Source organism: Streptomyces sp. H51 (assembly GCF_035656535.1).
GTDB lineage: Bacteria > Actinomycetota > Actinomycetes > Streptomycetales > Streptomycetaceae > Streptomyces.
Genome location: NZ_JAYMHD010000011.1, coordinates 284385 through 304539 on the forward strand (window position 1 = coordinate 284385; position 20155 = coordinate 304539).

Annotated in this window: 15 protein-coding genes; 6 read left to right on the plus strand and 9 right to left on the minus strand. The window is 72.8% G+C overall.

Annotation, left to right across the window (positions count from 1 at the left end; translation table 11 throughout):
* Positions 1-711: 711 nt before the first annotated feature.
* Together VKA29_RS01820 and VKA29_RS01825 are read right to left on the minus strand one after the other, a co-directional pair.
* Positions 712-1578, minus strand: coding sequence for a tetratricopeptide repeat protein (locus VKA29_RS01820; RefSeq protein WP_324783323.1), 867 nt, complete (start codon positions 1576-1578; stop codon positions 712-714).
* A 146-nt stretch (positions 1579-1724) separates the two neighbouring features.
* Positions 1725-2231: a hypothetical protein gene (locus tag VKA29_RS01825; RefSeq protein ID WP_324783324.1), complete on the minus strand. Its 507-nt coding sequence runs from the start codon at positions 2229-2231 to the stop codon at positions 1725-1727.
* Between the two features lie 281 nt (positions 2232-2512).
* Between VKA29_RS01825 and darG the strand changes: the two genes are divergently transcribed.
* Positions 2513-3190: a macro domain-containing protein gene (darG, locus tag VKA29_RS01830; protein ID WP_324783325.1), complete on the plus strand. Its 678-nt coding sequence runs from the start codon at positions 2513-2515 to the stop codon at positions 3188-3190.
* A 371-nt stretch (positions 3191-3561) separates the two neighbouring features.
* On the opposite strand, the gene VKA29_RS01835 is transcribed toward darG, so the two are convergent.
* From VKA29_RS01835 to VKA29_RS01860, 6 genes are all read right to left on the minus strand, one after another.
* Complete coding sequence (locus VKA29_RS01835) at positions 3562-5055, minus strand: aldehyde dehydrogenase family protein (RefSeq protein WP_324783326.1); 1494 nt, start codon at positions 5053-5055, stop codon at positions 3562-3564.
* Positions 5052-6812 carry a D-aminoacylase gene (locus VKA29_RS01840; RefSeq protein ID WP_324783570.1) on the minus strand — a complete coding sequence of 587 codons (1761 nt, stop codon included), beginning with the start codon at positions 6810-6812 and terminating at the stop codon, positions 5052-5054. Before VKA29_RS01840 ends, VKA29_RS01835 begins: the two co-directional genes overlap by 4 nt.
* Positions 6809-7927 (minus strand): LLM class flavin-dependent oxidoreductase, encoded by a 1119-nt coding sequence (locus VKA29_RS01845; protein WP_324783327.1) that lies wholly within the window; start codon positions 7925-7927, stop codon positions 6809-6811. Before VKA29_RS01845 ends, VKA29_RS01840 begins: the two co-directional genes overlap by 4 nt.
* A gap of 117 nt (positions 7928-8044) precedes the next feature.
* Positions 8045-8815 (minus strand): SDR family NAD(P)-dependent oxidoreductase, encoded by a 771-nt coding sequence (locus VKA29_RS01850; protein ID WP_324783328.1) that lies wholly within the window; start codon positions 8813-8815, stop codon positions 8045-8047.
* Positions 8816-8867: 52 nt separating this feature from the next.
* A complete protein-coding gene (locus VKA29_RS01855; protein ID WP_324783329.1) occupies positions 8868-9770 on the minus strand; it encodes an LLM class F420-dependent oxidoreductase in 903 nt (300 codons plus the stop codon).
* 143 nt (positions 9771-9913) lie between these two features.
* Positions 9914-11155 carry an amidohydrolase family protein gene (locus VKA29_RS01860; protein WP_324783330.1) on the minus strand — a complete coding sequence of 414 codons (1242 nt, stop codon included), beginning with the start codon at positions 11153-11155 and terminating at the stop codon, positions 9914-9916.
* 307 nt (positions 11156-11462) lie between these two features.
* Between VKA29_RS01860 and VKA29_RS01865 the strand changes: the two genes are divergently transcribed.
* Both VKA29_RS01865 and VKA29_RS01870 read left to right on the plus strand, forming a co-directional pair.
* Positions 11463-14396, plus strand: a complete 2934-nt coding sequence (locus VKA29_RS01865; RefSeq protein ID WP_324783331.1) for an AfsR/SARP family transcriptional regulator — start codon at positions 11463-11465, stop codon at positions 14394-14396.
* Between the two features lie 204 nt (positions 14397-14600).
* A complete protein-coding gene (locus VKA29_RS01870; RefSeq protein ID WP_324783332.1) occupies positions 14601-14786 on the plus strand; it encodes a hypothetical protein in 186 nt (61 codons plus the stop codon).
* A gap of 829 nt (positions 14787-15615) precedes the next feature.
* Here the strand turns inward: VKA29_RS01870 and VKA29_RS01875 are convergent.
* Positions 15616-17220, minus strand: coding sequence for a FadD3 family acyl-CoA ligase (locus tag VKA29_RS01875; protein WP_324783571.1), 1605 nt, complete (start codon positions 17218-17220; stop codon positions 15616-15618).
* A 104-nt stretch (positions 17221-17324) separates the two neighbouring features.
* Here VKA29_RS01875 and VKA29_RS01880 point away from each other — a divergent pair, with 104 nt between their 5' ends.
* From VKA29_RS01880 to VKA29_RS01890, 3 genes are all read left to right on the plus strand, one after another.
* Positions 17325-18482, plus strand: coding sequence for a lipid-transfer protein (locus tag VKA29_RS01880; protein ID WP_324783333.1), 1158 nt, complete (start codon positions 17325-17327; stop codon positions 18480-18482).
* A 7-nt stretch (positions 18483-18489) separates the two neighbouring features.
* Complete coding sequence (locus tag VKA29_RS01885) at positions 18490-18909, plus strand: OB-fold domain-containing protein (RefSeq protein ID WP_324783334.1); 420 nt, start codon at positions 18490-18492, stop codon at positions 18907-18909.
* Positions 18910-19004: 95 nt separating this feature from the next.
* Complete coding sequence (locus VKA29_RS01890) at positions 19005-19769, plus strand: enoyl-CoA hydratase/isomerase family protein (RefSeq protein WP_324783572.1); 765 nt, start codon at positions 19005-19007, stop codon at positions 19767-19769.
* Positions 19770-20155: the final 386 nt, after the last annotated feature.

Genomic DNA, 20155 nt, shown 5'->3' on the forward strand with positions numbered 1-20155 from the left:
CCAGACCGAGCACACGAACGGATGGAGAACGGCCAGTGAGACGGTCGTCCATGGTCCTAGACCTGACCTCGCCACCATGGCACGTCCGGGCTGTCAGCGGGGATCACCTTGACTCTGGCCAGGATCTTCCTGTCGAGGGCCCATACGAGGGCGCGTAGCTCACGCGCGCTCTTCCTCGGCAGGGCGTGAAGGACGGCTTCGAGGTGGCCGCGGACGTCGACGCCGTAGCACCCGCACTCGAGGATGCCGCAGGCAGGACCCGCGAGTGGGTCCGCAAGTCGTCTGAGAGGGCCGTTGGCCAGGGCCTTCCAGTGCCAGAACGCTTCTTCCGTGGCTTCGGGCCAGAAGCGGGTTCGCTCAAGCCGACGCAGGTCAGCTGTGCAAGATCCTGAGAGGCGATCGATGAACGGGTACCGTCGCTGCCTCGGCCGGCGAGCAGGAAGGTCACCCCGCAGGGATGAGGGGCGCCTACGCGGCATTGCCCCTTCGGTTGTCGGTCATGAGGGCAAGGTACAGAACGACGTGTCCGGTGGCCACCGCGTATCCGGCGGCGGTCCGGTCGGTTGATGCCCTGCGTCGCGTCCTGCCCTTCAGCTGCGTCGACAGGCACCGAAGGCTACCGTCGGCGTCCGGACCCTGCTCATTCGGGACGACGCGGTCGCTCCGTTGAGGTGCGCGTGCACGTCAGCACTCGCTCACTCCTGGGGAGGCTCAGCCGAACAGCTCCAGTCCGCTCCAACTGCGTTCGCCGCCCGTCGCCCACGCGTCGAGCAGCCGCCGGGCCTCGGTCTCGGGGGCGGCCAGCCAGACAGTCTGTGAGCCGCCGTGTGTGGGGGCGCCGGCCTCGTCCCAGTCGACTCGGCCCTCGCTGCAGCACGCGCACAGCATGTGGAAGCTGCTCGCCGGCTCCGCGCCGAAGTCCTGTGCGAAGAACGAGGCCACCAGGGCGTCGACGTCGGATGCATCCGCTGCGTTCACGGTCGCGTGCAGCGTCGGCAGAGGAGAGGCCTCGAAGAGCAGCAACTCGTCGAAGACGGCGACGCTCTGGCCGTCGTACGTCCGCTCGCCGGTCGGCTCCCCGTCGTGCACGATGATCTCGCCGAAGCGACGGCCTTTCGTGGCGGGCACGTTCATCACGCGTCCTCGCGTCGGGCAGAGCCGCTGGATCCAGACCACCTCGCGTTCGCCGCCCGTGTCCAGTCGCACGCACGCCGGGCCGAAGGAGCCGTTGATCTCTCCCTCGCCCTCCGGCATCGGGATCCCGAAGCCTTCCCAGGCGTCACGGGCGGTCGCCCAATCACGCTGGATCGTCGCAGCGATCCCCAGGTTCCAGAACGCCGGGTCCTGCTCGCCGCGCGGCGAGCGGGCGGCAGCCTCACGGCCGAGTTCACAGGCCTTCGCCCAGTTGCGCAGAAACTTGTACGCCAGTGCCGCGTCGTACCACCACGCCGCGCTGGGGCCCTCGTCCGGGTAGTGAGCAAGGATCCGCTCGTACAGCTCGGCGGAACGCAGCCACTCCTGCGCATCCCACATCTCGCGAGCCCGTTCCAGCAACTGCTTCGCCTCGGACTTCTCCATGCCCCTGCCCCTCCCTCTGACCAGGGAGGAAGTCTCGCACGACGACTGAAGGCCGCTCAAAAAGGGCCTGATCCGCAGTCAGCGAATCAAGCATTCGGTACCGGCGGTCTGGCCCTCTGCTCCGGCGTCGGGACGACCGCGCTGCCTCAAAGGCCCCTCGGCTCATATGTCGCCGCCGTCAGCAGCACGGTCGATGCCAGGATCACAAGGGTGAGGACGCTGTAGAGCCAGACGGCCGAGAGGCGGTCCATGGTGACTTTGCCTCCGGGATTCTGCAGTTGGGCGAAGTAGTGCCGGTACATCCGACGCCGTATCGGAAGCAGCGCGATGGGCATGCTTCCGATCCCGACGCTGTACAGGAACAGGATGAGTGCTGCCGGTTCCGGCCGGAGCAGGGCTGTCAGGCCGACCACGGCGTAGAGGACAGGGGCTCCCACGTAAGCGGCCCACTTGCTGTTCTTGCTGAGCTGCCGGAACGTGGCTCTGGCCGCGTCCGGTACCTCGTCGGGCTCAGGCGGCAGCGCCACCAGCGTGATCATGAACATCACGGTCGCCGCAGCCGCGATCAGCCACCAGGTTTGTTCCGGAACCGAGAACAGCATCGTCCGTAGCTCTTCCTTCGCCGACCCACGCTGAACGACAACAGCATCCACCTTCGTCGCGTGCCTCCACATTTCCCGTACCCGGCAGCCTTCGCCCCGGCTCCCTGCCCGGCTCGGCCCCCAGGACGGCAGAGATCGATCTCAGCGATGAGTCGGCCGCGAAGGTGAAGCGGGACTTCGCAGATGTGGCGGCCGAGTGTTCGCCTGCCGAGGGCCGGGGATCGTCGGCGGCTCACTGGAGATCACGGCTGGCAGGGGCGGAGCCTCCTGTGAGTGTCAGACCTGACTGCTACTACTGACCCGGCGGCAACGGACGATCCGGAAGGACAGCGATGATCACGCGCGGCACCGGCAACCTGCTTCTGGCAGATGTCGATGCCCTTGTTAACACGGTCAATACCGTGGGCGTCATGGGCAAGGGCATCGCCTTGCAGTTCAAGCGGGCCTATCCGGAGAACTTCAAGGACTACAAGACGTCCTGCGATCGTGGCGACGTCATGGTCGGCCGGATGCACGTACACGAGGTCGAGCAAGTGGGCGGCCCAAGGTTCATCGTCAACTTCCCGACCAAGCGCCACTGGCGCGCGCCGTCACGGATCGAAGACATCGCCTCCGGGCTGGTGGCACTGCGGGACGAAATCGTTGAGCGTGGGATCAAGTCCATCGCAGTGCCGCCCCTGGGTTGCGGCAATGGCGGACTTTCCTGGCGTGACGTCGAGCCAATGATCCGTCAAACTCTGGGGACTATTCCCGGGGTCGAAGTCCGCATTTACGAGCCATCCGGAGCGCCTAACGCTTCATCGATGCCGAACGCCACTCAGGCGCCCGTGATGACACGTGAACGTGCAGCTTTTCTCGCCGCGCTCGATCGGTACATCAGAATTCGAGAAGGGCATTTACGGCCCGTATTCGCAGCCTCTGGACAGGGCAGTCTCCGCGATGGAAGGTCACTTCGTCACGGGTTTCGGCGACGGCACCAGCGGAGCCCAGGCAGTTCTGGAGCTGAATAAAGACTCCGTCAACGAAGCTGAGCAGTTCTTGAAACAGCACCCAGAGTTCGAAGAAATCGCGACCAGGTTCGCAACTCTGACAGCGGGTTTCGAAGACGCTTTCGGCATGGAGCTCTTGAGTACCGTTCTCTTCGCTGCGGAAGAACTGGTGACGCCTCCGCCAAGCCCCGAATCGGTAACGGCATGCATCAGGGCGTGGAATCACCGAAAGGAGCGTCTTTTCACGGAGACCCACGTCCGGACCGCTTGGCAACGACTGTCCGAGGCCGGACTGGTGTAAGGGCTTGGGGGCATGACCACGCCCTTGCCCGGGAGGCGTACCGGATCGGTGTCCGGCGGGGCGGTGACTCGCACGCGGCTGCGGGGCCCGTTCAGCCCGGCCAGACGATCGTCTGTACCTCCCCGTAGGCGTGCAGGGCGTAGCGGCCGACGTCGCGGCCCACGCCGCTCTGCTTGAAGCCGCCGAAGGGGGCCTCCATGTTGCGGGCGACGGTGTTCACGCCGACGCCGCCCGCGCGCAGGCGTGCGGCCACCCGGAAGGCCCTCGCGACGTCGCCGGACCAGACGTAGTCGATCAGGCCGTAGTCGCTGTCGTCGGCGAGGGCGATGCCCTCCTCCTCGTCGTCGAAGGGGACGACCACGACGACCGGGCCGAAGATCTCCTCGCGGGCCACCCGCATGTCGTTGGTGCAGTCGGCCAGCAGGGTGGGGGCTACGTAGAAACCCCGGTCGAGAGGGGGGCGTCGGCCGCCGGTCAGGAGTGCCGCGCCCTCCCTGCGGCCGAGTTCGACGTAGGACTCCACCCGGTCCCGGTGGGCCGCGGAGATGACCGGGCCGACGACCGTGTCCGGCTGCCTCGGGTCGCCGACCTTCAAACGGCCTGCATAGGCGGCGAGTTGCTCGACCAGTCGGTCGTGGATGCCGCGCTGGGCCAGTACTCGCGTCGGGGCCGTGCAGATCTGGCCTGCGTAGAAGGAGAACGTGGTGCCGATGCCGGCGACGGCCGAGCGGAGGTCGGCGTCGTCGAAGACGAGCGCCGCGCCCTTGCCGCCCAGTTCCATCAACTGGCGTTTCATGCCACGGCCGCACACCTCGGCGATGCGCCGGCCGACGGCCGTGGAGCCGGTGAAGCTCACCATGTCGACGTCGGCCGAATCCACCGCCGCCTCACCGACCGAGACCGACCGGCCGGAGACCACGTTCACCACCCCGCGCGGCACACCCGCCGCCTGAAGCGCCTCCGCCATCCGGAACACCGACAGCGGGTCCTGCGGGGCCGGTTTCACCACCACCGTGTTGCCCATGGCGAGGGCCGGGGCGACCTTGCCGGCCGGGTTGGCCCAGGGGTTGTTGTACGAGGTGATGCAGGTGACGACGCCGACCGGCCGGCGTGCCGCGAGCGCGCCGGTGACGCCCGCCCTGCCCAGCGGGCCGGCCTCGTCGATCTGCGGTGGGATCGCCCACTCGTGGGGCTCCACGCGCGCGTACCGGCGGAAGCGGGCGGCGGCGACGCCGACCTGCATGGCCCGCGCCGTCGCGGTCGTCGCGCCGGTCTCCGCCTGCGCCAGCCGCGCGTACGGCTCCCGGTGGGCGCGGATGGCGTCCGCCGCCCGCGCGAGCACCGCCGCCCGTTCCCCGGGCGGGGTGCGCGACCACGGCCCGAAGGCCTCGCGGGCCGCGGCGCAGGCCGCGCGCACCTGGTCCCGCGAGGCCTCGGGGGCCCAGCCGACGGTCTCCTCGGTCGCCGGGTCGACGACGGCGTAGTGTCCGCCGTCCGGCTCCACCCACTCGCCGCCGACGAACAGCCGCTGCCCCTCGCTCGCCCGGCGCTCGCCGTCGTCCGCCCGGCGTTCACCGTCGCTCACCTGGTGCTCACCGTCCTGGTGTCCCGCCCGGACCGCAGCACCCGGCCGGGCACCGCGCCGCTGACCTCGTCGTCCCGGATCACCTCGACGCCGTTGACCCAGACCGCCCGCACGCCGATGGCGCGGGAGTCCAGCCGCGGACTGTCGCCCGGCAGGTCGTGCACCAGGGTGGCCGGGGCCGCGTCGATCCGGTCGGGGTCGAACAGCACCAGGTCGGCGTGGAAGCCCTCCTGGACGCGGCCCCGCTCGCGCAGCCCGAACAGCTGTGCCGGGTCGTCCGTCAGCATCTTCACCGCCTGCTCCAGGCCGGTCAGCTTCCGCCCGCGCAGGCAGTCCCCGAGGAAGCGGGTGGTGTACGGCGCCCCGCACATGCGGTCCAGGTGCGCGCCCGCGTCGGACCCGCCGAGCAGCACGTCCTCGTGGCGCCAGGTCTCGGCGCGCAGCGCCCAGGATGCGGGGTCGTTGTCGGTGGGCATCGGCCACAGGACCGTGCGGAGGTCGTCGGCCGCGCAGATCTCGACCAGGCAGTGGAAGGGGTCCTGGCCGCGTTCCGCCGCGATGTCCTTCACCACCCGGCCGGTCAGGCCCTCGTTCCGCGGGCTGTAGGTGTCCCCGACGACGTACCGGCCGAAGTTCGCGAGCCGTCTGAAGACGCCCGCCTCCCTGGACTCGGCGCGCCGCAGCAGCTCGGCGCGGACGCCGGGGTCGCGCAGCTTCTCGATCCGCTCGGGCACGGGCAGGCCCAGGACCGGGCCCCAGCCGGGGATCAGGTTGAGCGCGCAGAACGTGCCGAGCGACATGTTCATCGGGGTGAGGATCGGCATGGTGAGAGCCACGACCCGGCCGCCCGCCTCGCGGGCCCGCTCGCTCGCCAGCAACTGCCGGGGCACGCGCTCCGGGACGGCGGCGTCGACGGTCAGGACGTTCCAGTTCAGGGGGCGTCCCGCGGTCGCGCTCAGCTCGACGAAGAGGTCGATCTCCGCGTCGCTGAACCGGTCCAGACAGCCGGCGACGATCGCCTCGATCTGGGTGCCCTCGTGCTCGCCGACGGCGCCGGCCAGGGCCAGCAGCTCGGCGGGCTCCGCGTGCCGGGAGGCGACCGGCCGGCCGTCGCCGTCGGAGTGCGTGGACGACTGGGTGGTGGACAGGCCCCAGGCGCCCGCGTCCATGGCCTCGTGCAGCAGCCGGACCATGGCGCCCTGCTGCTCCGGGGTGGGCCGCCCGCCGACCGCGTCGGGGCCCATCACGTACCGGCGCAGTGCGCAGTGGCCCGCCATGAACCCCGCGTTGACGGCGATCCGCCCCTCCAGCGCGTCCAGGTACTCGCCGAAGGAGTGCCAGTTCCAGGGCGCCCCCTCCTCCAGGGCGACCAGCGACATGCCCTCGACCTTGGACATCATGCGGCGCGTGTAGTCGGCGTCGCCGGGGCGGGCGGGGTTCAGCGGGGCCAGCGTGAAGCCGCAGTTGCCGGCGGCGACGGTGGTCACCCCGTGGTTGAGGGACGGGGTGGCGTAGGGGTCCCAGAACAGCTGGGCGTCGTAGTGGGTGTGGGGGTCGACGAAGCCGGGGGCGAGGACCAGGCCGGTGGCGTCCTCGCGGGTGCGCGACTCGTCGGTGACCCGGCCGACGACGGCGATACGGCCGTCCCGGATGCCGAGGTCGGCGGTGCGGGCGGGCGCGCCGGTGCCGTCGACGACGGTCGCGCCCGTGATGACGTGATCGAGCATGGGGCTCCCCTCCCGGGTCCGGGTGCTCAGGCCCCCTGACGGAACCGCGTGGTCCGGTGCACGGGATCCGTGTCGATCTTCGGGATGACGTGCTCCCCGATCAGCCGGATCGTCTGCAGCGTCTCCTCCTTGGGCACCCCCACCGGCAGGCCGAAGGACAGCTGGTCCGCGCCCGCCTGCTCCCAGCGCTTGCACTGCCTGAGCACCTCGTCCGGGTCGCCGCAGATCAGCAGCTCCTCCTCGATGAGGACCTCGACGAACTCGGGGGTGTACGGCGGCAGCGTCTCGGGCCACACCGGGAAGCCCTCGGGCCGCGGGAAGGTGTCGTGGTAGCGGAATACCAGCGAGGGCAGGTAGTGCAGGCCGCCGCCCACCGCGATCTCGATCGCCTCCGCGTGGGTGGGCGCGCAGATCGCCGTGGTGGTCACCATCACGTTGTCGTTGACGAAGTCGCCGACCGGCTCGGCGTTCACGACCGCCGTCTTGTACTGCTCCAGCACCCACTCCATGTCGGACACCTTCTGGATGCTGAAGCCCAGCACCCCGAGCCCCTTGCGGGCGGCCATCGCGTACGACGGCGGCGACCCGGCGGCGTACCACATCGCGGGGTGGGACCTGCCGTACGGCTTGGGCAGGACCTTGCGCGGCGGGAGCTGCCAGTGCTTGCCCTGGAAGCCGGCGTACTCGTCCTGGAGCCACATCTTGGGGAACTCGGCGATCGTCTCCTCCCAGATCTCCTTGGTGTGGTTCATGTCGGTGATGCCGGGGAGGAAGCCGAGGATCTCGTGGCTGCCGGCGCCGCGCCCGCTGCCGAACTCGAAGCGGCCCTCGGAGAGGTGGTCGAGCATGGCGACCTTCTCGGCGACCTTCACGGGGTGGTTGACCTGGGCGAGCGGATTGAAGATGCCCGAGCCGAGGTGGATGCGCTCGGTGGCGTGGGCCAGGTAGCCGAGGAAGACGTCGTTGGCGGAGAGGTGCGAGTACTCCTCCAGGAAGTGGTGCTCGGACGCCCAGGCGTACTTGAAGCCCGACCGGTCCGCCTCGATGACGTACTCGGTCTCCTCCATCAGCGCCTTGTGCTCGGCCAGCGGGTCGGTCTCGGCGCGCTTGCCCACGTATCCCTGTACAAAGAGCCCGAATTCCAAGGCGGGTCACCGTCCCTCGTGTACCTGAAGATTTCCTGACGGTTCGTCAGATGATGGGCCGACTCTGACACCGGCGGGGTGCACCGTCAATAGCTGACGTGCCATCAGATCGCTTGGTCAGACAATGCTCACCCCGGCCAGCCAGCCCCCGTCGATCACGAACGGCTGCCCGGTGACGTACGAGGAGTCGTCGCAGGTGAGGAACAGGGCGAGGCGGGCCACCTCCTCCGGCCGCCCGATGCGGCCGAGCGGCACCAGTCCCCGGTACAGCTGGTCCAGGGCCTCGGCGGTCTCCCGCGGATCGGCGTCCGGGTCCAGCCGGGCCGGGTTGGACATCGCCGTGTCGACGGCGCCGGGGCAGACGGCGTTGACGCGGATGCCCCGGCCGGCCAGCTCCAGCGCCGCGACACGGGTCAGTCCGAGGATCGCGTGCTTGGTCGCGGCGTACGCGCCGACGGCCGCCATGCCGGCCAGCGCGGTGTAGGAGGCCGTGTTGACGATCGTGCCGCCGTTCTCCATCACCGGCGCGACCGTCCTGATCCCGAGGAAGCAGCCGACCTGGTTGACCCGGACGACCTGCATGAACTCGTCCAGGGGCGTGTCGACGAGGGAGTTGAAGCGCAGGATGCCGGCGTTGTTGACCAGCCCGTCGACGCGGCCGTACGCCTCCCGCGCGGTGGCCACGGCCGACCGCCACTGCTCCTCCTCACCCACGTCCAGGTGGACGTACCGGGCGCCGATCTCCTTCGCGAGGGCCTCACCCTGGTCGTCGAGGACGTCGGCGAGGACCACCTCGGCGCCCTCCGCCCGGAACAGCCGGGCCTCCTGCTCGCCCTGCCCGCGGGCCGCACCGGTGACGATCACGACGCGTCCGTCCAGCTTGCCCATGCCGTTTCTCCTCTGCAGATGGCCGAAGGTGGCTGAAGGTGGCTGAAGGTGGCTACAGATGGGGGGCGATGCCGGCGCCGAACGCCGCCATCTGGTCGGTGAGTTCGGCGCGGTCCCGGCTGCGGAACCGCACCTGGATCTGGTGCACGCCCATCGCGCGGTAGGCGCGCAGCGACTCGGCGAGCGCCTCCGCGGACCCGGTGAGGGTGCGCCGCCCGACGTCCCAGGCGGGCGTGCCGACGTACAGGGGCTCGGTGAGGGCGCCGACGGTGAACGGCCCCTCGACGCCCCCCTCGTCGCGCAGCCGCCGCAGCTCGGCGATCCGCGCGGGCAGCCGCTCGCGCGGGTCGCCCTGGGGCAGCCAGCCGTCGCCCCGGAGCGCGGCCCGGCGCACCGCGGCGGGCGAGGAGCCGCCGACCCAGAGCGGGATGCGGTCCTGGACCGGGCGGGGACGCTGGCCGAGGCCCTCGAAGTCGTAGCGCTTGCCGTGGTGTTCGGGGAACTCCTGCGGTCCGAGGGCGGCGCGCAGGGCGTCCACGCACTCGTCGAGGACGGCGCCGCGCCGCGCGAAGTCCACGCCGAGCGCCTCGAACTCCTCCCGCACGTGCCCGGCCCCGACCCCGAGGATCAGCCGGCCGCCGCTGAGCCGGTCGAGGGTGGCGTACTGCTTGGCGGTCAGCAGGGGGTGCCGCAGGCCGACGACGGCGACGTGGCTGAGCAGCCGCACGCGCTCGGTCACGCCCGCCAGGAAGGCGAGGGTGGCGACGGGGTCGTACCAGGTCGTGCCCATGGCGTCGGCCAGCCGGCGCGGGACGGCGACGTGGTCGCAGCAGGCGAGGTAGGCGAAGCCGGTCCGGTCGGCGACGCGGGCGATCTCGACGAGGTCCCCGGGACCGGCGTCCGCCTCCCACGGCTCGGCGTAGAGCGTGCTCAGCGACTGGACGGGCAGTTGCATGCCGTACGCCAGGGCGGGGGCCGGTGCGGGGCCGGGCGCGGGGGCGGGTGCCGGTGCGGGGCCGGGCGCGGGGGCGGGTGCCGGTGCGGGGCCGGGGACAGGGCCGGGGGCGGGCGCGGGGACAGAGCCGGGGGCGGGGGCGTTCACCGCCAGAGTCCCTCGGGGGTGAGGCCCAGCAGTTCGATCGCGTTGCGCCGGACGATCCGCTCGACGACGTCGGCGTCCAGGTGCCCCATCTGCGCCTCGCCCACCTCCCGCGACTTCGGCCAGGTGGAGTCGGAGTGCGGGTAGTCGGTCTCGTACAGGACGTTGCCGACGCCGATGGAGTCGAGGTTGCGCAGGCCGAAGGCGTCGTCGAAGAAGCAGCCGTACACGTGCCCGGCGAACAGCTCGGACGGCGGCCGGCGCACCTTGTCGGCGACGCCGCCCCAGCCGCGGTTCTCCTCCCACACCACGTCGGCGCGTTCGAGGATGTACGGGATCCAGCCGATCTGCCCCTCGGCGTACATGACCTTCAGGTCGGGGAACCGCTCGAACTTGCCGCTCATCAGCCAGTCGACCATCGAGAAGCAGCAGTTGGCGAAGGTGATGGTGGACCCGACGGCGGGCGGCGCGTCCTTCGAGGTGGACGGCATGCGGCTGCTGGAGCCGATGTGCATGGCGACGACGGTGCCGGTCTCGTCGCAGGCGGCGAGGAAGGGGTCCCAGTCGTCGGTGTGCACGGACGGCAGGCCCAGGTGCGGCGGTATCTCGGAGAACGCGACGGCGCGCACCCCGCGTCCGGCGTTGCGCCGGACCTCTTGGGCGGCGAGCTCGGCGTCCCACAGCGGGACGATGGTGAGCGGGATCAGCCGGCCGTGCGCCTCGGGCCCGCACCACTCCTCCACCATCCAGTCGTTGTAGGCGCGCACGCACAGCAGCGCGAGTTCCCGGTCCGCCGCCTCGGTGAAGGTCTGGCCGCAGAAGCGGGGGAAGGTGGGGAAGCAGAGGGCGGACTGGACGTGGTTGACGTCCATGTCCGCCAGGCGCCGCGGCACGTCGTAGGAGCCGGGCCGCATCTGCTCGTAGGTGATGACCTCGAGCCTGATCTCGTCCCGGTCGTAGCCGACCGCGGTGTCCAGCCGGGTCAGCGGGCGGTGCAGGTCCTCGTAGACCCACCAGTCGCCGAGCGGGCCGTCGTCGCCCGGCGCGCCCATCACCGGTTTGAACCGGCCGCCCAGGAAGGTCATGTCCTTCAGCGGCGCCCGCACGATCCGCGGCCCGGTGTCCCGGTACTTCGCCGGCAGGCGGTCCCGCCAGACGTCCGGCGGCTCCACGGTGTGGTCGTCGACGGAGATGATCAGGGGGAATTCGGCTTGGGTGTCCCTGGCGGTCTGGGTGTCCATGGCGGTCACCGTAGCGCTGATCTGACGGTCCGTCAGCTATACCGGCACCGGGTTCTCACGCTCGGACGCCCGGCCCCGTGCGGAAGCGCGCGTGGCGACTGTGAGAGGTTTGTGATGTCCGTGCGGTCGTCTGTGACGGGCCTCTCCTCGGCTGCCACATCCGGCGTCAACAAGGCAAACTGGCTGGGTTGTCAACATGTCGAGGGGGACGGCGATGGACGGTGTACCGGGGGCACCGGGGGTGCCGGAGCAGGGGCGTCCGGGCCCCACGGCGAAGCCCGCGGCACCCGCGGAGCCCGCGGCGCCCATGCAGCCCGTGCGGTCCGCGGCGCCCGCAGTGCCCGCGGAGCTGTGTTTCGGCGTGCTCGGCCCGGTGCGCGCCCGGCGGGGCGGGGAACCGGTCGGCACCGGCTCCCCGCAGCAACGCGCGCTGCTCGCCGCCCTGTTGCTGCGTGAGGGGCGGACGGCCACCGCGGCCGAGCTGATCGACGCGCTGTGGGGCGAGGAGCCGCCGTCGCAGGCGCTGGCGGCGGTGCGGACGTACGCCTCACGGCTGCGCAAGGCGTTCGGGCCCGGCGTGCTGGTCAGCGAGTCGGGCGGGTACGCGGTGCGCGGTCTCGGCGAGGGCGCGCTGGACCTGGCGGTGGCACAGGACCTGGCGGGCGAGGCGGAGAAGGCCCGCGCCGCCGGAGACCTGGGCCGGGCCCGCGAGGGGCTGAACCGGGCGCTCGCCCTGTGGGAGGGGGAGGCCCTGGCGGGCGTACCGGGGCCGTACGCGGAGGCGCAGCGGGTCCGCCTGGAGGAGTGGCGGCTGCAACTCCTCGAAACCCGGCTGGACATGGACCTGGAGCAGGGCTGCCACGCGGAGGCGGTCTCGGAGCTGACCGCGCTGACCGCGGCGCACCCGCTGCGCGAACGGCTGCGGGAGCTGCTGATGCTGGCCCTGTACCGCAGCGGACGCCAGGCGGAGGCGCTGGCGGTGTACGCGGACACCCGTCGGCTGCTGGCCGACGAACTCGGCGTCGATCCGCGCCCCGGCCTGCGCGCGCTCCAGCAGCGCATCCTGCGCGCCGACCCGGGCCTGGCGGAGTCTCCGGCCCCCGCCGCCGAGCCCGCCGCCGCGCCGGTCCGCCCGGCGCAACTGCCCGCCACGGTGCCCGATTTCACCGGCCGGGCCGCCTTCGTGAAGGAACTCGGCGAGGTACTGGCCTCGGACGGCGGCCGGGTGATGGCGGTGTCGGCGCTGGCCGGCATCGGCGGCGTGGGCAAGACGACGCTCGCGGTGCACGTGGCGCACCAGGCGCGGACCGCGTTCCCCGACGGCCAGCTCTACGTCGACCTCCAGGGCGCGGGCCAGCGGGCCGCCGACCCGGAGACGGTGCTGGGTTCCTTCCTCAAGGCGCTCGGCACGGCCGACTCGGCGATCCCGGACTCCCTCGACGAGCGGGCGGCCCTGTACCGCTCCGTGCTGGACGGCCGCCGGGTGCTGGTGCTGCTGGACAACGCGCGGGACGCGGCGCAGGTACGGCCCCTGCTGCCCGGCACCGAGGGCTGCGCGGCCCTGGTCACCTCGCGGGTGCGGATGGTCGACCTGGCCGGGGCGCACCTGGTGGACCTGGACGTGATGGCGCCGGACGAGGCGCTGCAGCTGTTCACCAGGATCGTCGGCGAGGAACGGGTGGCGTCCGAGCGCGAGGCGGCGCTGGACGTGGTGGCGGCGTGCGGCTTCCTGCCGCTGGCGATCCGGATCGCCGCGTCGCGGCTGGCGGCGCGCCGGACGTGGACGGTGTCCGTGCTGGCGGCCAAGCTGGCCGACGAGCGGCGCCGGCTGGACGAGCTCCAGGCGGGCGACCTGGCGGTCAAGGCGACCTTCGAACTCGGCTACGGCCAGCTGGAGCCGGCCCAGGCCCGCGCGTTCCGGCTGCTGGGCCTGGCGGACGGCCCGGACATCTCGCTGGCGGCCGCCGCGGCCGTCCTGGACCTGCCGCCGCGGGAGACGGAGGACCTGCTGGAGTCGCTGGTCGACACGTCCCTGCTGGAGTCGGCGGCGCCCGGCCGCTACCGCTACCACGACCTCGTACGCCTCTACGCGCGCGCGTGCGCGGAACGCGACGAACAGCCGTCGGCCGTAGGGGACGGGGCGCTGTCCCGGCTGCTGGACTTCTACCTGGCGACGGCGGCCGCGGTGTACCTGATCGAGCGGCCCGGTGACCGGCTGGTGGACCACCTGGAACGGGCCGGCCGGCCGGGGCTGTCCTTCGCGGACCGGCGCGCGGCGCAGGACTGGCTGTACGCGGAGGCGGTGTCGCTGCTGGCCTGCGTACGGCAGTCGGCGCGGCCGGAGACGGTCCGGCGCGCCGTGGACGTGCTGTGGGCGGCCTGCGACCTGGCGGAGTCGGGCACCAACTCCCGGGAGTACGAGGCGGTCGCCGCCAGGCTGCGGGACGTGGCGCAGGAGGCCGGGGACCGGCGCGCGGAGGGGCGGGCGTACATGGCACTGGCCTTCGTGCACCACATCTCCGGGACCCGGTTCGACGAGGCGGGCCGGGAGGCGGACCGGGCGACCGAGCTCGCCGAGGCGGCGGGCGATCCGCTCACCAGCTGCTGGTCGTCGAACGCCAGCGGCGCGATCGCGATGTACCAGAGCCGGTACGCGGACAGCGAGCGGCACTTCACCCGCGCGCTGGACAACTTCCGCGCCGTGGGCGACCGTCCGGGTGAGGCGAGCGCCCTGTGCAACCTCTCGCGCACCCACCTGGCCACCGGCCGCACCGACAGCGCGGTGGCGCTGGCCCGGCAGGGCACGGCGATGTACGACGACATGGGGCACGCGCTGAAAGGGGCGAACGGCCGGTACGCCCTGGGTCTGGCGCTCACCAGCAGCGGGCGGCTGGCGGAGGCGACCGAGTGCCTCGAACAGGCCCTGCGGGTGTTCCGGGACAGCCGGCAGCGCCTGTGGGAGGGCATGACCGTCTTCCGCCTCGCGGAGCTGGACCTCACGGCCCGCCGTCCGGCGCGGGCGGCGGTGCACGCCGAGACGGCGCTGACGCTGCTGCGCTGCGTCGGCGGGGAATGGCGGCGCGGCAACGTCCTGACGGTGCTGGGCCGCGCCCTCAGCGGCATCAGCCAGCGCGACCGGGCCCAGGTGTGCTGGCAGGAGGCCCTGGAGATCTTCGACGCCCTCCAGGCGCCGGAGGCGGACGAGGTCCGGGGTCTGCTGCGGCCGACTCCGGTCGTGTGAACGGGCGTTCATCGTTCGTTTATCGCGATCAGGCAGTCTCGCCTGTGTCGGGCCGTCGCGTCGGGGGGCAGGCGGAACGGCAACCGGCCGGTCCCTCTAGGGTGAGCCGGCCGACGGGGTCCGTCCGGCAGTCCGTGGGGGAGCTGCCTGACGGATCCCGTCCCTTCACCGAACCGAACCGCTCTGCCAGGAAAGAGGGTTGCCATGAGCGACCAGAACAGCACGGACAACATCCACGTCACCGACGAGCCGCTGACCACCAGCACCAAGGACACGGGCACGGCCGGCACGGACAACATCCACGTCACCGACGAGCCGCTGACCACGGCCACGAAGGACACGGGCACGGCCACCACCGACAACATCCACGTCACCGACGAACCGGCCTGACCCGTTCCCCCCGCACGGCAACCACCCGCGGCAGCACGGAGGGGAGCCGCGAGCGGCCCGCCGGGCGGGGGGCACGGACCGGCATCGCCGGTACGACGGCAGGGCGGACACGGGTCGGCACGGGGGCACGGGTCGGCACGGGGGTCACGGGGGGTATGGGGGTCACGGGGGGGTATGGGCGGGGTACCGCCGGTACTGGCCGCGGCCACTCCAGGCCGGCCGGGGCGGCCGGTAGCACCGGTGGGGGCCGGTGCGAGCCCCTGTGCGGGCAGCCGCGACCGGCACGGCCGGTGCCACCCGCACAGGCCGGCCGACAAGCCGGGGGCCGTGTGGCCGGGCTGGGTTGGCAGGCCACCCGTGCCGCCCGCGCCACGGGTGGCCTGCCAACCCGACCGGGGGGACGAACCGGCACCGCCGCTGCGGCGGTACGGGCAGAGCGCCGCTGCCGCCGACACGGCCGGAGCCGCCAGCGCGAACGGCGCGGGGGACGCCCGCGCCCGACACGGCCGGAGGCACCTGCGCGGGCGGACCGGCGCGACCGGCGGGGTTCGACGGGCCAGTACGCGCCGACAGGCCAAGTACAGGCCGACCCGGCCGAGACGGGCCAACAGGCCGGGGGCGACAGTCGGAGGCGGGCCGACCCGGCCGAGGCAGGCCGACAGGCCGAGACGGGCCGACAGGCCGAGACGGGCCGACAGGCCGAGACGGGCCGACAAGCCGAGACGGGCCGACAAGCCCAGGCAGGCCGACAGGCCGAGACGGGCCGACGCGTCGGTCGGCCGGTCGGAGCGGTGGGGGCGGTGGGGGCGGACGGGGGGCCGGGGCGGGGTCAGGCGTCCCGGTCGCGCAGCTCTCTCTTGAGCACCTTGCCGCTCGCGTTGCGGGGGAGGCGGGGGACGAAGCGGATCTGGCGGGGGACCTTGTAGTTGGCCATTTCGCGGCGGGCCCAGGCGATCAGGTCGTCGGCGGTCAGCGGGGAGCCGGGGCTGCGGACCACGTAGGCCCGGCCGACCTCGCCGAGGCGGGCGTCGGGGACGCCGATCACCGCGGCGTCGGCCACCTCCGGGTGCAGGCACAGCCGTTGCTCGATCTCCGCCGGGTAGGCGTTGAAGCCGCCGACGACGAACATGTCCTTGACGCGGTCGGTGATGCGCAGGTTGCCGTCCTCGTCCAGCACTCCCACGTCGCCGGTGCGCAGCCAGCCGTCCGGCGTGAACGCCTCGGCGGTCGCCGCCTCGTCCTCGAAGTAGCCGCGCATCACGTTGAACCCGCGGACCAGGACCTCGCCGGGCCGGCCGGCCGGCAGGGGCGCGCCGTCCGCGTCCGCCACCCGCACCGAGGTGCCGGGGATCGCCCGTCCCGACGTCGACGCGATCACCGGCGGCGGATCGCCGCGGCGGCACATGGTGACGATGCCGCTCGCCTCCGACAGGCCGTAGGCGGTGAGGACCGTGCCGACGCCCAGTTCGTCCCGCAGCCGCTCCACCAGCCGCAGCGGCACCACCGCAGCCCCGGTGACCACCAGCCGCAGGCTGGACAGGTCGTGGGCGTCCCGCGCCGGGTGGTCCAGGAGCGACTGGTGCAGGGTCGGCGGGCCCGGCAGCACCGACACCCGCTCCGCGGCGATGTTCGCCAGCACCGTGCCGGCGTCGAACACCGGCTGCGGGATCATCGTCGCGCCCCGCATCAGGCACGCGATCACGCCCGCCTTGTAGCCGAAGGTGTGGAAGAAGGGGTTCACGATCAGGTAGCGGTCGCCGCGGCGCAGGCCCGCCAGGTCCGCCCACACCTCGTAGGCCCGCAGCGTCTGCGCGTGGGTGATCACCGCGCCCTTGGGGCGGCCGGTGGTGCCCGAGGTGAAGACGATGTCCGACGGCAGGTCGCCGCCGACCCGCGCGGCACGGGCCCGCACCTCGCCCTCCCCCACCCCCTCCCCGCAGGCCAGGAAGTCCTTCCAGGTCATGAAGGAGGCCGGCGCGTCGTCCGCGAAGACCACCACCCGCTCCAGCGACGGCAGTCCGGGCAGCGGACCGGTCCCGTCGCCCTCCCCCGCCGCCCGCCGCAGCGACGCCACGTACGAGGTCCCCAGGAAGGTGCCGGTCACCAGCAGCAGCCGCGCCCGCGACCGCGCCAGCACGCAGGCCGCCTCCGCGCCCTTGAAGCGGGTGTTCAGCGGCACCAGCACCGCGCCCGCCGACACCGCGCCCAGCGCGGCCACCATCCACTCCAGCGAGTTCGGCGCCCAGACGGCCACCCGGTCGCCGGGCGAGACCCCGGCCGCCATGCAGGCCGCCGCGGCACGCTCCACGCGGGCGCCGAGGTCGGCGTACGACACCCGGGTGCGGCCGTCGACGACCGCCTCGGTGTCCGCGTACCGCTCGGCCGCCGAGCGGACCAGACCCGGGACGGAGCCCCACTCCACGTCACCGCGCACGACCGGCCTCCAGCTCACTCCCACCCGATAGCTGACTGTCCGTCAGATTAGCGCTAACCTGACGGACTGTCAGCCGACCTCGGCACGGGGAGGTACGTCCACGCATGGCCGGACTCCGGGAGTTCAAGGACGCCACCGCGATCGTCGGCATCGGGCAGACGGCGTTCGCGAAACGCCTCGCCGAGGACGAGCGCACGCTCGCCTGCCGGGCCGTCCTCGCCGCCCTCGACGACGCCGGCATCGAGCCAGGCGAGGTCGACGCGCTCGCCTCCTACACGATGGAGGAGACCGACGAGGTGGAGCTGGCGAAGTCCGTCGGCTTCGGCGACCTCACCTTCTTCAGCAAGGTCGGCTACGGCGGCGGCGGATCCTGCGCCACCGTGGCGCACCTCGCGGCCGCGATCGCCGCCGGGCAGGCCACCGTCGGGGTCGCCTGGCGCTCGCGCAAGCGCGGCAGCGGCCCGCGGCCGTGGACCGACACCGTCCGCCAGCTGCCCACGCCCGCCCAGTGGACCCGCCCCTTCGGGCTGCTGCGTCCGGTGGACGAGATCGCCGTGCTGGCGCGCCGCTACATGCACGAGTACGGCGCCACCCGCGACCACCTCTTCAACGTCGCCCTCGCCTGCCGCAACCGGGCCAACCAGAACCCGGCCGCGGTCATGTACGACCGGCCCCTGACCCGCGAGATGTACATGACGTCGAGGTGGATCAGCGAGCCGCTGTGCCTGTTCGACAACTGCCTGGAGACGGACGGGGCGCTGGCCTGCGTCGTCACCTCCGCCGAGCGCGCCCGCGACTGCCGCCGGCGGCCGGTGTACGTGCACGCCGCCGCCCAGGGCCTGCCCGCCCAGCACCACGGCATGGTCAACTACTGGACCGACGACCCCCTCACCGGCCCCGCCTGGACCGCCGCCCGGCACCTGTTCACCCACGCCGACCTCACCCCGCAGGACGTGGACGTCGCCCAGATCTACGACGCGTTCACGGTGCTGATCCCGCTCTCCCTGGAGGGCTACGGCTTCTGCGGCCGCGGCGAGGGCGGCGCGTTCACCGAGCAGGGCGCGCTGGAGATCGGCGGGCGGCTGCCGCTGAACACGTCGGGCGGCGGGCTGTCCGAGGCGTACGTCCACGGGTTCAACCTCATCACCGAGGGCGTCAAGCAGCTGCGCGGGACGAGCACCGCGCAGGTGCCGGGCGCCGCGACCTGTCTGGTCACCGCCGGTGAAGGGGTCCCCACCTCCGCCCTGCTGCTGAGGAGTTGAGCGCCGGATGACGCTGACCCCGGTCCCCGACGCCGACGGCGCCCCCTTCTGGGAGTACGCCCGCCGCGGCGAACTGCGCGTGCAGACCTGCGCCGACTGCGGCGAGCCGCGCTTCCCGCCCCGCCCCTGCTGCCCGCACTGCCGGTCGTTCGCCGCCGAGTGGCGCCCGACGGACGGCCGCGGGCGCGTCTGGTCCTACGTGGTCCCCCACCCGCCCCTGCTGCCCGCCTACGCCGAGCAGGCCCCGTACACCGTGGTCGTCGTCGAACTCGACGACGCCCCCCGCGTCCGGCTGGTCGGCAACCTGGTCGCCGCGGCCGGGGCACGGCTCGACTCGGTGCCGCGCGAGCGGATCCGGATCGGGGCGCGGGTGCGGGCCGTCTTCACGGAGGCCGGTCTGCCGCAGTGGGTCCTGGAGCGCCCGTGACGACACCGACCACACCGACCACACCCACCGCACCGACCACACCCACCGCACCCACCGCACCCACCGCACCCACCGCACCCACCGCACCCACCACGGTGACCGTGTCGGTCGACGCGGACACCGGTGTCGCGGTCGTCACGCTCGACCGGCCCGGCCGGCTCAACGCCATCGACCTGCGGATGCGGGACGAACTGCGCTCGGTCTGGCACCGGCTGCGCTTCGACGACGCCGTGCGTGCCGTCGTCCTCACCGGCGCCGGCGAGCGCGCCTTCTGCACCGGGCTGGACCGGGACGCCGTGGTGCCGCAGCCGGACTCGCCCTACATGACGGACGATCCGCTGCTGCGCGTCGGGCCCAAGTCCAACGACCTGTGGAAGCCGGTCGTCGCCGCCGTGCGGGGCATGGCGTGCGGCGGCGCCTTCTACCTCCTGGGCGAGGCGGACTTCGTCGTCGCCGATCCGACGGCCACGTTCTTCGACCCGCACACGACGTACGGGATGGTCAGCGCCTACGAGTCGGTGCTGCTGGCGCAGCGGATGCCGTACGGGGAGGTCGCGCGGATGATGCTCATGGGGACGGCGGAGCGGATCGGCGCCCGCCGCGCCCACGAGATCGGCCTGGTCTCCGAGGTCACCGAGCCCGGCGGTGCGTCGGCGGCGGCCATCGCGTGCGCGACGGTGATCGCCGGGTATCCCGCCGCGGCCGTGCAGGGCACCGTACGGGCCCTGTGGGCAGCCCGCGAGGCCGCACTCGCCGCCGGATTCGCCCAGGCCCCCCATCTGATCGCCCTGGGCAACCTCCCGCCCGGGCAGCAGGCGGAACTGTTCGCCGCGCGCCACCGCGACCACCGCGTGCGCTGACCCGCCCCGGGGCCCTCCCGGCGACCGGGCCCCGTCACCGGGCGAACCGGGCACCCGGTCAGGGGGGCCGGCGGGGCGGCTCCCGTGGCGTCAGTCGGCTGCCGCGGCCGGCGGGGCTTACGGGGCCTGCGCGGCCCTGCGGGGTGCGAGGGTCTCCGGTGGCGGGGGGTGTGCACCGGGCGTAGCGTCCGGGTCGTGAGCGGTGACGACGCCATCGCGGGTCCGCTCCCGGCAGCGACGGCCGCCGTCCGGAATTCCTTCCGTGCGCCCGGCACGACGGCCGTCCCCGGGCACCGCGGTCACCACCCGGCACCGCGTCACGGGGTCCGCGCCGGTCCCTTCCCCGGGCGCCGCCCGGCACCGCCTCACGCGGGCCGCACGCCCGT